The 13,619-nt window shown below is 65.1% G+C and carries 14 protein-coding genes; 13 read left to right on the forward strand and 1 reads right to left on the reverse strand.

Features of this window, described 5'->3' with window-relative positions; genetic code table 11:
• Positions 1-15: 15 nt before the first annotated feature.
• Complete coding sequence (locus I8J34_RS14540; RefSeq protein ID WP_214362344.1) at positions 16-1,473, reverse strand: alanine/glycine:cation symporter family protein; 1,458 nt, start codon at positions 1,471-1,473, stop codon at positions 16-18.
• A 261-nt stretch (positions 1,474-1,734) separates the two neighbouring features.
• Between I8J34_RS14540 and I8J34_RS14545 the strand changes: the two genes are divergently transcribed.
• From I8J34_RS14545 to I8J34_RS14605, 13 genes are all read left to right on the forward strand, one after another.
• Complete coding sequence (locus I8J34_RS14545) at positions 1,735-2,547, forward strand: helix-turn-helix domain-containing protein (protein WP_214362345.1); 813 nt, start codon at positions 1,735-1,737, stop codon at positions 2,545-2,547.
• 289 nt (positions 2,548-2,836) lie between these two features.
• Positions 2,837-3,688: a ferritin-like fold-containing protein gene (locus tag I8J34_RS14550; RefSeq protein ID WP_214362346.1), complete on the forward strand. Its 852-nt coding sequence runs from the start codon at positions 2,837-2,839 to the stop codon at positions 3,686-3,688.
• Between the two features lie 30 nt (positions 3,689-3,718).
• Positions 3,719-4,654, forward strand: a complete 936-nt coding sequence (locus tag I8J34_RS14555; protein ID WP_214362347.1) for a permease — start codon at positions 3,719-3,721, stop codon at positions 4,652-4,654.
• Positions 4,655-4,986: 332 nt separating this feature from the next.
• Positions 4,987-5,418, forward strand: a complete 432-nt coding sequence (locus tag I8J34_RS14560) for a hypothetical protein (protein WP_214362348.1) — start codon at positions 4,987-4,989, stop codon at positions 5,416-5,418.
• A complete protein-coding gene (locus I8J34_RS14565) occupies positions 5,418-6,635 on the forward strand; it encodes an NAD-dependent epimerase/dehydratase family protein (RefSeq protein WP_214362349.1) in 1,218 nt (405 codons plus the stop codon). Before I8J34_RS14560 ends, I8J34_RS14565 begins: the two co-directional genes overlap by 1 nt.
• A gap of 4 nt (positions 6,636-6,639) precedes the next feature.
• On the forward strand, positions 6,640-7,305 hold the full coding sequence (locus I8J34_RS14570; RefSeq protein WP_214362350.1) for a transporter substrate-binding domain-containing protein: 666 nt from the start codon (positions 6,640-6,642) through the stop codon (positions 7,303-7,305).
• A 25-nt stretch (positions 7,306-7,330) separates the two neighbouring features.
• Entirely contained in the window at positions 7,331-7,477 is a 147-nt protein-coding gene (locus I8J34_RS14575) for a hypothetical protein (protein WP_214362351.1), read from the forward strand.
• The gene (locus I8J34_RS14580; protein ID WP_214362352.1) at positions 7,446-8,243 is read left to right on the forward strand and encodes an amino acid ABC transporter ATP-binding protein; all 798 of its coding nucleotides are present in this window, start codon (positions 7,446-7,448) and stop codon (positions 8,241-8,243) included. Before I8J34_RS14575 ends, I8J34_RS14580 begins: the two co-directional genes overlap by 32 nt.
• Positions 8,240-8,950: an amino acid ABC transporter permease gene (locus tag I8J34_RS14585; protein ID WP_214362353.1), complete on the forward strand. Its 711-nt coding sequence runs from the start codon at positions 8,240-8,242 to the stop codon at positions 8,948-8,950. The genes I8J34_RS14580 and I8J34_RS14585 overlap by 4 nt, the downstream gene beginning before the upstream one ends.
• The gene (locus tag I8J34_RS14590) at positions 8,947-9,645 is read left to right on the forward strand and encodes an ABC transporter permease subunit (protein WP_214362354.1); all 699 of its coding nucleotides are present in this window, start codon (positions 8,947-8,949) and stop codon (positions 9,643-9,645) included. Before I8J34_RS14585 ends, I8J34_RS14590 begins: the two co-directional genes overlap by 4 nt.
• Positions 9,646-9,661: 16 nt before the next feature.
• Positions 9,662-10,147, forward strand: a complete 486-nt coding sequence (locus I8J34_RS14595) for an OsmC family protein (protein ID WP_214362355.1) — start codon at positions 9,662-9,664, stop codon at positions 10,145-10,147.
• A gap of 9 nt (positions 10,148-10,156) precedes the next feature.
• On the forward strand, positions 10,157-10,861 hold the full coding sequence (locus tag I8J34_RS14600; protein ID WP_214362356.1) for an ABC transporter ATP-binding protein: 705 nt from the start codon (positions 10,157-10,159) through the stop codon (positions 10,859-10,861).
• On the forward strand, positions 10,858-13,605 hold the full coding sequence (locus I8J34_RS14605) for an ABC transporter permease (protein ID WP_214362357.1): 2,748 nt from the start codon (positions 10,858-10,860) through the stop codon (positions 13,603-13,605). The genes I8J34_RS14600 and I8J34_RS14605 overlap by 4 nt, the downstream gene beginning before the upstream one ends.
• Positions 13,606-13,619: the final 14 nt, after the last annotated feature.

Here is a 13,619-nt window from a genome sequence, read left to right on the forward strand (position 1 = left end):
TGTCAGGGGTGAAACTCAGGCCGGCTGCAGGCGGGCCTTGGTGTTGCGCTCGAGGTCTTCGGGCTCGATCACCCAGGCGTCGGGGTCGAGGTCCAGGTCGGCGAAGCGCTTGGCGTCGAACACCGGCTCTTCGATGCCCGCGGCGATCTGCTCGTCGTAGTCGCGCATGATGCGCAGGCCCGGCTTGAACAGCATCGCCAGCGCCAGCAGGTTGGCCAGGGCGAGGAAGCCCATGGTCACATCGGCAAAGGCGAACACCGTGCCCAGGTCGGTGGTGGCGCCCCAGCCGCACAGGCTGACGGCCACCAGGCGGTAGGTGGTGGTCAGCGGGCGGTTCTGGTCGCTGAAGTAGCTCAGGCTGTTCTCGCCCAGGTAGCAGTTGTAGATGATGGTGGTGAAGCCGAACAGCATCAGCGCGATGCTCACGAAGATGCGCCCCCACTCGCCCACATGGCTGGCCAGCGAGGCCTGCGTGAGCGCCACGCCGCCGATGTCGGTGGCCGCGCCCGGCTCATACACCGTGCCCAGCAGGATGATGAAGGCGGTGCAGGAGCACAGGATCAGCGTGTCGATGAACACCGAAAACGCCTGCACGATGCCTTGGTTGGCCGGGTGCGGCACATAGGCCACGGCCGCCACGTTGGGCGCGCTGCCCAGGCCGGCCTCGTTGGAGAACAGGCCGCGCTTCACGCCCATCAAAATGGCCGCGCCGATACCGCCGCCGATGGCCGGCTCCAGGCCGAAGGCGCTCTTCACGATGAGCGCGATCACGCCCGGGATCTGCTCGATGTTGAGCACGATCACCGCCACCGCGATCAGCAGGTAGCCCACCGCCATCACCGGCACCAACACCTCGGCCACCTTGGCAATGCGCTTGACGCCGCCGAACAGGATCACCCCGATCACCACCGCCAGCACCGCACCGGTGGCCAGCACCGGGATGCCGAAGGCGTCTTCGAACGAGGTGGCCACCGCATACGACTGCAGCGCCGTGAAGCCGAAACCGAAGGTCAACAGCAGCAGCACCGAATACACCGCCGCCAGCCAGCCCCACTTGGCGCCCATGCCGCGGGCGATGTAGTGCGCCGGGCCGCCGCGGTAGGTGCCGTCGGGCTCGGCCTTCTTGTAGGCCTGCGCCAGCGTGCATTCAAAGTAGCTGGTGGCCATGCCGATCAGGCCCACCACCCACATCCAGAAGATCGCGCCCGGCCCGCCGAGCGTGATCGCCACCGCCACGCCGGCAATGTTGCCGCCGCCCACGCGGCCGGCCACCGACAGCATCAGCGCCTGGAACGAACTCAGATGCCCGTGCTTGTCCTTCGAAAACGCCTGGTTGGCCCCGAGGATGCGGAACATGCGGCCGAAATAGCGGAACTGCACGAAGCGCGAACCGATGGTGAACCACAGGCCGAGGCCGATCAGCACCACGATCAGCACTTTGCCCCACAAGAGGTCGTTGAGCAGATCAAGCATGACGCAGCCCTCCGCAAGCGATGAGCCGGCGGGCGGTCGTGCACGGGCAAGGGAATAGGGATGAGTACATGGCAGTCTCCATCTGCGGCTGCAGCCGCTGTTGTGTTTTTCATGCCGGACGGCAAGCCCATTTCAACAAGCGATGGGCCACACGACAATTTGACGGAGTGGATCGATGCGTTGCGCATTGGCGCGAAAACTGCGCCATACTGCGCCAGATGCAGTCGATGACGGGCACGTATCCGCCCCCGGGAGCCTCTCATGCACGATGATTTCGCGCGCAACCTGCGCCTGCTGTGCAGCTATTACAAATCCATTGCCGAAGTGTGCCGGCGGCTCAACGTGAACCGCCCCCAGTTCAACCGCTACCTCAGCGGCCGCTACCGCCCCTCGGCCAACACCCTGCGGCGCTTCTGCGAATTCTTCGGTGTCGAAGAACACGAGATCCTGCTGCCCAGCGCCCAGTTCGAACGCCTGGTGCAAGTGCGCCCGCGCCACACCCCCGCGCCCGAGCCCACCGCACCCGAAGCCCCGCACCTCGCCCACCTCAAGGCCATCGGCACCGCCGGGCTCGACAAATACCTCGGCTACTACTTCGAGACCTACCTGTCGATGGCCTGCCCCGGCAAGATCCTGCGCACCCTGGTGTGCCTGGAACAACGCGACGGCCGCGTCTACTACCAGCGCACCGAACGCCTCGTCGAACACCCGCACGAAAAGGCCTATCACGGCATCTACCTCGGCATGGCCCACTTCCTCACCGATCGCATCTTCCTCGCCGACTACGAATCGCTCACCGGCCTGGAAATGACACAGACGATCCTCTTCCCTTCCTTCAAGAACCGCGTCACCCGCCTCACCGGCCTCAAGCTCGGCGTCTCCGGCAGCGGCGAACGCATGCCCTGCTGCGCGCGGGTGGTGTATGAGTTTCTCGGTCAGACGATTGATGTGCGGCGTGCGCTACGGATGTGCGGACTCTACGACGTGGATGACCCGTGCATCGACGACGCAACCCGCCAGGCCATCCGCAACGATAGTGCGCTGGGGGAGTGGCATTTTCGTGCGCGCTTTTGAGGCGGAGCGTGGTCCGCCACCGTTGACACCGATTTTCGCTGTGCAGCGATGCTTGTCTCGGGCAACCGTATCCAGGCGGGCTGCCTAGCTTAGGTTGAGCGTAGCGAAGCTCAACAATCCGCGGCGGCTGGTGACGTGCCGAGTGCTTGACGCAGCCGCGTCGCGTCCGTCGGGTGCGTGTCGAGCGGTGCTGGAGCGCACCCCGTGGGGCGGGTTGGTACATTTGTGCCATATGCCATCGGCAAGGTCTCCTCTAGCATGAGCTCACACCCTCATCCGGAGACGCGACATGCAATCGACCGCCACGATGCCCACCTCAGAAGCCGTTCCGACACCCGCCAGTCCGGACAAACGCTACTTCGATCTGATGGCCTACATCACGTCGAACACGGTGGCCGGCGAAATCATGGCGGTCGAGAACTACTCCGAGATGGTCCCGCTGATGCCATCGACCGATGCAAAGATCGATACGGTCAAGCAGGCATTCGAAGAGGCCAAGCACATCCGCATGCTCTCCTCGCTGGGCAAGCGCCTCGACTACGAGGTCAAGGACCGCATCGTCGAGCCGCAATGGCTGGCGATCCGGAAGCACTTCTCGGCGGCCGTGGCCAAGCGGGATCTGGCGGCCTGTCTGATCATCCAGGACATCATGACCGAGACCATGGCCATCGTGCTGTATCGGATGCTTCAGCGTGATACCGATCCGGTGACGCGCGAGACCGCCGCCGCCATCCTCAAGGACGAGGAGTTGCATCTGCAGATGGGCATCGATCGGCTCGCGGGGATGTTGGAGGCGGATCGTGAGGCGGTGCACGACGCGCTGATATGGGCGCATCACCGCGTCATGCCCGAGCTGTTTTCCATGGTCAGCACAAGTTGCCATTCCTTGTGCGACGAACTGCAAGTCGATTGTGGGGGGATCGGGCTCGATAGCATCCGCACCGACATCGAGGCGCTTCGCGTCGAGGCACTCGACACCTATATGGAGTCGCTCGATCGGGTCGGATTCGACGTGCGTGTGACCACCCCTCTGATTGCCAGCATGTCGAGCTACGGCGCTGTGCCGAGCGCGGATCTGCGCCTGCGTGCGACCGACGACGGGGCGGCCTGCGGCGCTACCGACGCGGCACGCTGCTGCTGAGCACCGTCGGCTGACGCTGGGAGCCTGGCGATGAGCGGTCTGGATCAAGCACTGCGCTTCATCTTCCTGGAAGGGACTTTGCTGCTGGCGCTGTACTTTGCCGTCACGTTTCTGGTCCTGCTCATGCAGCAATACGGCACGGGGCAAAAGGTGATGGGGCGTCTGGCCGCCCAGGGCCCTGTGCGCGGGGCGGCGTGGGCCGCGTTTGCCGGGGCGGTGACGCCGTTTTGCTCCTGTTCCACCGTGCCGGTGCTCATCGGTTTGCTCAGAGCGGGCGTGGCCTTCACGGCGGCCATGACTTTCCTGGTTGCCTCTCCGGTGATCAACGAAGGCGTCCTGATGCTGTTCCTGATCCGCGGCGATCTGTGGGGCGCGCTCGTCTTTACCGTGTTGGCTGCGGCGCTGTCCATCGCGCTGGGACTAATTGCCGGGGGGGCGGGTCTCGGCCGCTACGTGACGATCGTCGGCGGGCAGGGGGCAGCCGTCGGTATTTCCGGCGAGTCGCTCATGAGCGGTGCAGGGAGGATGCCCTTCAAGGTCAAGGCGGTGTTCAGTGCCATCTCCGCCTGGTGGGAGTTGCGCCGCGCCTCGCCTTGGCTGGTGCTCGGCATTCTCGCGGGCGGCCTGCTCTATGGCGTGGTGCCCGACGGTTGGATCGGCGAGTTGGCGGGGCGCTTCCCGGTCGAGATCCTGATTCCTGCGCTGGCCGCACTGGCCGTGCCGTTCTACCTGTCGCCATCGATGGTGGTACCGATGGGGCTTGCCCTGGTGGCCAAGGGCATGCCCGTCGGTGCGTTGGTGGCGCTGATCGTCGCCGGCGTCGGGACTAGCGCCCCCGAGTTGATCATGCTGGGCCGTTTGTTCCGCTGGCCGCTCATCGTGGCCTATGTGATCGGAATGATCGGCGTCGCCACCGTCCTCGGATTGGGGCTCCAGTTTCTGCTGCCGCACGCCTTGCAAGGCTGAACCTAGAAACCGCAGTTGACCGCTTGTGCCCATGAGCAAGGTATTGAACATGCGAATCTTTTCGGCTTCGAGGCCGATCACCCAGCGGGTGAGAGCGCTACGCACCCGATGGCACCCCTGGCGGGCCGCCTGGCCGCGTTGCTCCTCCTTGCAGCGTGCAGGCTGTGCGTCGTCGCGCCTTGCCCGCCCGCTCGCCGGGCCGCCCCAAGGGCGGGCGCAGCCCCTCGGGGGCAGCGAACGCAGTGAGCGTGGGGCAGTCCCTCCCGCCGCCAGAGGCACACTCGGGCGCGTCCAACTACGGTTTCTAGGTTGAACTGACAAAGGAGTTTCACATGTTCAAATGGTTTTCCTGCTGCGCCGCCGATACGGCGAGCCCGTCCGGCATCGAGCCCATCGAGCGCGCGCTTCAGCCCGGCACGACCGCCGTCATCTCCGTCGCCTGCTGCACGCCGGGGGCGGCCGGTGGGGACGAGGAGGTACTCGCTGCGGTTGCCCAGGGGCTCAAGCTGTTGGGTGACGAGCGTGTGCCATTGCTCGTTTCGGCCACCGAGGCGCAAAAGTTCGCCATGGGGATGCCTGCGCACCTGGATGCGCCGGCTCGTCGGGCTGTCGAACAGGTGGTTGCCCTGTTTTCGCAGCACGGTATGGGCATCTTTCCGGTCGTGATGGTGGATCGCCAGATTGTCTTCTATGGCGGCATTCCCACCCCCGATCAACTTGCGCAGCGGGTGCGCAATCTTCGCGAGCGCACGGAACTGGTGTGATGCAACGGCTCAATGACACCCCTCGTCCCTTGGATCGACGCACCCTGGTCACGGGGGCGGGCGGCTATGTCGGCACATTGACGGCCGCTGCTTTGCTCGCGGGCGGCGTGCCCGCGGTACTGGTGCCTTTGCGCGATCCGTCGCGAAAGGACGAGGTGCGCTCTGCCCTTGCGCTCGAACTGCTTGCCTTGGGCGCAGATCCGCATCTTCAGGAGCGTATCGAGTGGCTCGATTGGCCCGAGATCGACGACATGAACGTGGCAATGCTGGCCGCACTGATGCGCGATAGGCGCGTGGAGGAGGTGGTCCATTGCGCCGGATGCATCGACTACTACGATGAGCGCGCGCTGCAGCAGGTCAACGTCGACTACACCCGCATGCTCGGCGAGGCGGCGCTGGCGGTCGGGGTGGCGCGATTCGTGTACATCTCCACCGCCTACGCCGGCGGCTATCGTGAGGGCCAGATCAGGGAGGCGCTGCTCGATGAGCCGCCCAGCGATCCGACGCCCTATACCTGCTCGAAGCGTCGCGCCGAGCACGTGATTGCCGGCGTCGGCGTCCCTTGGCTCATTCTTCGCCCGTCGGTCCTGATCGGCGATGCGCGGCGTGGGCGCTACAGCGGCAAGCGCTACGGCCTCTACCAACAGTGGATGGGGCTGGAGCGCTTGATGTGCGGCAAGTACCACGCCGACATTCATACCGTGGCGCCCGAGGCGCCCCTGAATCTGCTGCATCAGGACGCATGGCAAGCGAGTTTTCTGGCTTGCCTGAAACACGTGCCCGATGCGAGCGTGGTCAACGTGGTTTCCGAGGCAAGCAGCTGTCCGAGCATGCGGCAGTTGTGGCAGATGTGGGTGGCCGTGGTGCGCCCGCAACGGGTGCATTTCTACCCCCGGTTCGAGGATGTGGACCTGCGGGCCATCGACCTTCGACAACGGGCGTATCTGAGCTTCGCGCAGATCAATCTGGAAATCGGTGCGCATGTCTGGTCTTTCCAGCGCGGCTGGATGCATGCACTCGAGTCGGCGGGGCATCTTGCCTTCGATCACGCCACGGTGGACTCGGTACAGCAATGCCAGGACCGGTTTGTGGCGGCATCGGACATCTTGCGTGAGTTCTCCCGGCGCCATGCCGATTCGCTCGCCGTCATGAGTCAGTTCATTGAAGTCAGGAGTGATGAGAATGCAGTGTCGAATCAGAGTCTTTCCGTACGCTAGTGTGTTGAGCGGTTTGATCCTGCTCGGGCCCGGTTCCGCGGCGGCCGCCGGGTCGGTCCTCGACCAGGTCAAGGACGCTGGGGTGGTGAGAATCGGCATTGGCAACGATTCTCCGCCGATGAATTACATGGACGAGACCGGGCAGTGGGTCGGGTTCGATGTGGACCTGGCCGATGCGTTGGCCAGGAAGATGGGGGCCCGGGTTGAACGCGTCCAGGTGAACAACAAGACGCGCATTGCCTATCTGGCGAACGGTCAGATCGACATGACGATATCGAATCTGAGCCACACGCGCAGCCGCGATCAGCAGATCGATTTCGCCGAGCCGCCCTACCTGTGGACGGCGAAGGTCTTTGTCGCGAAAAAGGGCCGCTTTACCGACGCTGGTCAACTGGGCGGCAAGACGGTGTGCGTCAATCAGGGCTCGAATGCGTTCACCGCGGCGCCTGCGGTCATCGAGAAGCTGGGGGGTGCCAAACCCGACATGTTGTCGCTGCAGCGCAATGCTGATTGCATGTTGGCCGTACGCCAAGGCAAGGCGGACGCGTTTTCGCAGGACAGTCCGATCATCGCCGCCCTCTCCGGCGGCGAGTCGGACGACCTGGGGATGGTCGGCAAGGGCTACAGCCCCGGTCTGTACTCAATCGGCGTCCCCCCCCAACGACAGTAAGTGGCGCGACGCGGTCAGCTTCGCATTGCAGGACATGATTGCCGGCGGCGAGTACGGCACCATTTACGAGCGCTGGTTCGGTGCCAAGGGGCGATACCCGATGGCGCACGACGCGCGCCCCCGCCTACCGGGCGATGTGTATGGCGACACCCGCTTCGTTTGGCCGGAGTAGGGCCATGATGCGAGTGGAACTTCGTGCCGTCACCAAAGCCTTCGGGCGCCAGTGCCTGTTCGACGATGTCAATTTCGGTGCGGTGGCCGGCGAGGTGGTCGCGGTCTGCGGCAAGAGCGGTTCGGGCAAGTCCACGCTGTTGCGGACCATCAACCGAATCGAATCGGTCGATGCGGGTGACATCCGTATCGATGGCGAGTCGGTTCTTCACGGCAGCATCGACCTGGCAAATTTGCGCAGTCGGGTGGGCATGGTGCTGCAAAGTGCGCCGCTGTTCTCTCATCTGAGCGCGGTGGAGAACATCGCCATGCCGTTGCGACGGGTGCGCGGCTTGTCGCGCCGTGAAGCGGTCGAACGCGCCGAGGATGCGCTGGATGAGGTGGGGCTGGCACAGCGCGCCGTGGCCTTGCCGCACACCCTGTCCGGCGGCGAGCGGCAGCGGGTGGCGGTGGCCCGCAGCATGGCCTTGGAGCCATCGGTGTTGTTGCTGGACGAACCGACCTCGGCGTTGGACTGGCATTTGCGCGACGAGGTCGGGGCGCTGATCCGCAGCGTCGCGGACAAGGGGGTGACCGTGTTCATGGTCACCCACGATTGCGACTTCGCCGACCGTGTTGCCGATCGGGTGGCGGTGCTCAGCCGCGCTGCACTGCACGAAGTGTCGCGATGCGATTGCAGCGGCGCGGCGTTGTTGCGCCGGGTCCGTGACTTGATCTGCTGCGATGCACCGCGGCCCGCGGCTCTGGCGCCCCGGGTGTCTTTATGACGCTGCATTACGACTTCGATTGGTCGATCCTCGCCCAGGCGCAGTACGTCCATTGGCTGGCCGCGGGTTTGGGCTGGACCTTGCTGATCGGTGTGCTGGCCATGGTGGGCTCCTTGCTGGTGGGCGCCCTGCTCGCGACGCTGCAGGCCTTGCCCGGAATCGTTGGCGCAACCGGTCGGGCATGGGGGCAGATGGCGCGGAACATCCCGTGCCTGTTCTGGCTGCTACTGTTCTACGCCGGGGTGCCAGCCCTGTTCGGCAGCAACGGGATTCCTTGGGATTTGAGTCTGTTGCAGTTCGGTTTCGCATGTGCTGTCGGCGCCTTGCTCATCGACAACACGACCTATGTGGCCGACGCCTTGCTCGACGGCATCCGGGCGGTCTCCAGGGACGAGCGGCAGGCCGCGCTCGCCTGCGGCTTGTCCGAGCGCCAGACCGTGGTCGAGTGCGTCCTGCCGCAGGCCGTGCGCTTCGCCATGCCGGCACTGCTCAACCGCAGTGTGCATGTGATCAAGAACACCGCACTGTGCATGGCGATCGGGGTGCCGGAAATGATGTGGGCCGCCCAGCAGATCGAATCGATCACCTTCCGTGGCATCGAGGCGACCTTGGTCGTCAGCGGGATCTATCTGACGCTGGGGTGGGGCCTGGCGTCGCTGACGCGGCGCATCGGTGGCACGCGTGGCGCCCAGGAGGCGTTCCGGTGAGCACGACCGGTTTTGTCGAAGTGATGCTCACGGGTGGGGACGGTGCCCCCTCTGCTGTCGGTGGCTTGATGGCCAATTGCACGGTGTTCGCCGTGGCGTTCGCCGCGGGCTATGTCCTTGCCATTCCTCTCGCACTTGCGCGCTTTGGCGGCCCGCGGATCATCGCCCGCCCCCTGTCGATGCTCGCGAACATCGTTCGTGCGTTGCCGGTGCTCTTGATCGCGTTCTGGTGCAACTTGCTGTGGCCGTTGATCCGCGGGCAACCCTCGGGGCCGTTGATGGCGGCTTTGGTGGCGCTCACCGTCTATGCCGCCGTCAGTCTGTCCGACATGCTGCTGACCGGTGCGCGTGCCGTGCCGCCGGCTGAACTGGAAGCCGCCCGGGGGGTGGGTATGGGCAGCCTTCACTTGATGGCTTCGCTGGTTCTGCCGCAGATGCTGCGACGAAGCATCGGCTCGGTGACCAGCTTCGCCACCTCGCTGTTCAAGGACACCTCCATCCTCTACATCGTCGGGGTCAGCGACGTGCTTCATCTGGCCATGATCGCCACCGAGCGGGAGCCCTCCCGCTTGTTGTTCTGGTACGCGATGGTGGCGGCCTGCTTTGTTGTCGTCTGTCAGCTCATTTCGCTCGTCGGCCGCGTGTTGCGCCGACGCTTCGACCTTTTTCAGCCCGCGACGGCTCAAGCCGTCTAGATCACAGGAGTCGCCCATGCACATGCGCAATCAGGAAGAGCGCCACTTCGGCGTAAAGATGGAACTGCAGGAGGGGTTCCGCTTCATCTCTCAGGCCTATGAAGGCGATCGCCTTCACGGTGCGCCATTTGCGTCGGATGAACCCGACCCGATCGGTGAGGCGGCAGCGCCTTCCACGCCGGCTTTGTTGGCCAGCGCGGTCGGGCACTGCCTGGCTGCGAGCCTGACCGAAATCTGCCGCCACGCCGCCATGCCCCTGCGTGCCATGGCGGTGGATGCCGTGTCCGTGGTGGCGCCCAACGAAGAGGATCTGCCGCGCATCCGGCGCATCGATGTCACGCTGACGCCGACCTTGACGCAGTCCCAAAGCGACACCATGAAGCAGCGATGCGAGATGTCGTTTCGAAAATACTGCACCGTGTGTTCGTCCCTGGAAGGGGCGATCGATGTTCAGGTTCGCGTTCAGTGGCAGCTTGAACGTGTGGCCTCGACCATCGTTTGAGGAGCGGCCATGAAACCCACGGAACCGACTGTCACCGATTGTGCGATTCGCGCGACGGGTATCGTTCGCCACATTGGCGAGGGCGATGCACGCCGCTGTCTGCTGGACAATGTCACTGTCGAGTTGTACCGAGGCCAGGCCGTTGCGCTGCTCGGGCCGTCCGGGGCCGGCAAGACCAGCTTGCTGAACGTGCTGGCAGGTCTCGATGTGCCGGATGCCGGGCGTTTGCAGGTGGGCGACCAGGTCATCGAGGCGGGCGACAAATCGGGCCTGGATGCGTATCGACGCGTCTCTGTGGGCGTGGTGTTTCAGTTCTATAACCTGATCTCCTCCCTGACCGCACTCGAAAACGTGCTGGCCGGCGCCGAAGCCGCCGGGCTACCCGCCGATCCGGACCATGCCCGGCAGCAGCTCGATGAACTGGGTTTGCGCGGCCGGGCCGATGCCTATCCGGGGCAGTTGTCGGGCGGGGAGCAGCAACGGGTGGCGATTGCCCGCGCCTTGATCAAGCGGCCGGCTGTGCTGCTGGGCGACGAGCCGACGGGGAATCTCGACGCGGCGACCGGCGACCGGGTGATCGAGCAACTGGTTGAGCTGACGCGGACCCGCGGTACCGCACTGCTGGTGGTGACGCACAACGAGAAGCTGGCCGCCCGATTCGATCGCGTGCTGCACATGGTCGACGGGCGCCTTACGCAAGGAGCGGCGTCGTGAGCCATGGCTTCGTGCGCATTTACCTTTGGCGTGAACTTCGGTCGATCCGGGGGCGCCTGCTGGCTACCGTGGTCACGCTCGGCGTGGCCGTCGGCGTGTTCGCCGGGGTCTATTCGGCGATCAACGGTTTGTTCGAGCACCGCGACCTGTTGTACCGCGCATCGAACATCGCGGCCCACGAGATTCGCTTCGTGCCGGAAGATGCCGCCAATGTCCCCGATTTTTCGTCCATCGACGGCGTGGGCGCGTGGGAGCCTCGGCTGCTGTTGGCCGGCAGCTATGAAAAGGATGAGGCGACGCGCATCTCGGCGCTCGTCATCGCGGTCGACCCGGATCGTCAGTCGATCAATCGACCGCAACTGATCGATGGCCGGGTGCCCGCCGCGGACGACACGCGCGGCGCCTTGATCGATCGGAATTTCGCCGGGCATCACGACCTCGGGCCAGGCGATGAAATCATGGTCAAGGTCGGGCACGACCGCATCCCCCTGACCGTGCGCGGCGTGGCCGTGTTTCCCGAACATCTGATCGACGGCGCTGCGCCGGGTTTCTTCATGCCGTCGAAGGGGTCGCTGGCGGTGCTGCAGGTCAGCGAGCAACTCGTGCGCGCACGCATGGGGTTTCGGCTGCTCAACAGCGTGATCTTCGCTTCCGAGGTGCCGGGTCGCGACCTGGACGCCTGGGTGGTCGACAAGATCGAGAAGGACGCGCGCCGCAAGTTGAGCATCGAGGCGTCGGTGCCGCTGTCGAAGCAGTTCGGTCATCTGTATCTGAAGATGGATCTCGACGCGTTCAAGATCTTCACACCGGCCATCTGCGCCATTCTGGCGTTGGCTTGCGCGCTCGTGCTGGCTTTCGTCCTGCGCCAGTGGGTCACGACACACCGCAGCAGTCTTGGCGTGCTGCTCGCGCTGGGGTATTCGCGGCGATCCTTGATGATCGCCTGGGCGCGCCCGCTGGCGGCCGTGCTTGTCGCCGGCCTGCTGGTGGGCGCCGGGGTCGGGTGGCTGATGATGAAAGGCTTCGGCATGGAGTACGCCCACGCGATCGGCATGCCGCTGCCCGATCTGGTGCTCGATTTGCCGGTTTACCTCACCGCCGCGCTCGCCGGTGCTGGCATGTTTGTGCTGGTGGGGATCTGGTCCTTGTGGCGGATTCGCCAGGCGCAGCCGGTCGATGCCATGCGCGAGACCGACGTGCTGCCGCCACCATCGCGCGCCGATGTGCCGATCAAGGCGCTGTTGTGGCGATATCCCCTGCGCGCATTGCTGCGCAGCCGCCGTACGGCGTTCGGGACGATGGCGGTGATCGCTCTGGCATTGGCGCCCGCCACCTCCTTCTTCGTGGCGTTGCATTCGTTCGAGCAGACCATCGTCAACGGCTTGGTTTCGGACCGCTGGCACTACACCGTCGACTTCATCTCGCCGGCCTGGGACGATGAACTGCCCGCGCTGGCCCGATCGCTTGGAGATGCGCGAGTCGAGGGTTTTGTGCGTGGCATGGTCCGCGTCGACGGGCGCGGCTTGCGCGAAAGCGCGCTGGTCACGGGGGTGAGCGCCGACTCGATGCGCCACCCGACGATTGTCGCCGGGCGCTGGCTGGCGCCGCAGGATGACGACGTCGTACTGCTCGAGCGCCGGGTGGTCGAGAAGCTCGGACTGAAGTTGGGTGAGCCGGTTCGCGTGAGTGGCGTGCGCGATGACTTCTCGCCGCGACTGATCGGCGTGGTGTCGGGCGTGATGCCCAGCGAAGCCTATGGCCCGGTGTCCAGCGTGCGCCGGTGGCTTGACCTGGATGACCAGAACACGGGCGCCATGATCTCGGCGCCGGCCTGGGACGATGAACTGCCCGCGCTGGCCCGATCGCTTGGAGATGCGCGAGTCGAGGGCTTTGCGCGCGGCATGGTCCGCGTCGACGGGCGGGGCTTGCGCGAAAGCGCGCTGGTCACGGGGGTGAGCGCCGACTCGATGCGCCACCCGACGATTGTCGCCGGACGCTGGCTGGCGCCGGAGGATGAAGACGTCGTACTGCTCGAGCGTCGGGTGGTCGAGAAGCTCGGGCTGGCGTTGGGTGAGCCGGTTCGCGTGAGCGGCGTGCGCGACGACTTCTCGCCGCGACTGATCGGCGTGGTGTCGGGCGTGATGCCCAGCGAAGCCTATGGCCCGGTGTCCAGCGTGCGCCGGTGGCTTGACCTGGATGACCAGAACACGGGCGCCATGATCTCGGCGGCAGGCGAACGCACGCTGACTTCCGCGAGTCTGTTCGACATCGACTGGGTCGCGCGGGTCATGGACAAGCAGCGGGTCATTGCCGAGTTCGTCAAGCACCTCAAGGAGATTGCCGGCATCCTGCATCTGGCGACCGTGTTCTCGCTCATCGTCGCGGTGCTCGCGCTGCTGGTCAGCGTGGTGTTTGCGTTCGCCGCCCGGCAGAGTGATTTTGCGCTGTTGCAGATTCTCGGTTTCAGCCGGGGCGCCGTGTCCACGATGATCCGACGTGAAGTGTTCCTCATCGGGGCGGTCGGTGTCGCGTTGTCAGTGCCCATTGCGATGCTGATGGCCTGGGGCTTGAACGGTCTGCTGGGCAAGGCCTGGCTGGCGGTCGATACCTATGTGCGCCTTTTCGACGTGCTCGTCGTGGTCGCGCCGGCCTTGCTGGTGTTGCCGCTTGCCGCACTGCCGGTGATCAGAGCGGTCCGTGCGCTCGACCCGGTGGGTGTGACTCGCCGGAGGAAGTTCGGATGAGCCCGGTTCGGTGG

It is taken from the genome of Denitromonas iodatirespirans, from assembly GCF_018524365.1.
GTDB classification, from domain to species: domain Bacteria; phylum Pseudomonadota; class Gammaproteobacteria; order Burkholderiales; family Rhodocyclaceae; genus Nitrogeniibacter; species Nitrogeniibacter iodatirespirans.

Coding starts and splice junctions, on each gene's coding strand:
- I8J34_RS14540 (WP_214362344.1), bottom strand. CDS start 1,473: ATGCTTGATCTGCTCAACGACCTCTTGTGGGGCAAAGTGCTGATCGTG.
- I8J34_RS14545 (WP_214362345.1), top strand. CDS start 1,735: ATGCACGATGATTTCGCGCGCAACCTGCGCCTGCTGTGCAGCTATTAC.
- I8J34_RS14550 (WP_214362346.1), top strand. CDS start 2,837: ATGCAATCGACCGCCACGATGCCCACCTCAGAAGCCGTTCCGACACCC.
- I8J34_RS14555 (WP_214362347.1), top strand. CDS start 3,719: ATGAGCGGTCTGGATCAAGCACTGCGCTTCATCTTCCTGGAAGGGACT.
- I8J34_RS14560 (WP_214362348.1), top strand. CDS start 4,987: ATGTTCAAATGGTTTTCCTGCTGCGCCGCCGATACGGCGAGCCCGTCC.
- I8J34_RS14565 (WP_214362349.1), top strand. CDS start 5,418: ATGCAACGGCTCAATGACACCCCTCGTCCCTTGGATCGACGCACCCTG.
- I8J34_RS14580 (WP_214362352.1), top strand. CDS start 7,446: ATGGCGACACCCGCTTCGTTTGGCCGGAGTAGGGCCATGATGCGAGTG.
- I8J34_RS14585 (WP_214362353.1), top strand. CDS start 8,240: ATGACGCTGCATTACGACTTCGATTGGTCGATCCTCGCCCAGGCGCAG.
- I8J34_RS14595 (WP_214362355.1), top strand. CDS start 9,662: ATGCACATGCGCAATCAGGAAGAGCGCCACTTCGGCGTAAAGATGGAA.
- I8J34_RS14600 (WP_214362356.1), top strand. CDS start 10,157: ATGAAACCCACGGAACCGACTGTCACCGATTGTGCGATTCGCGCGACG.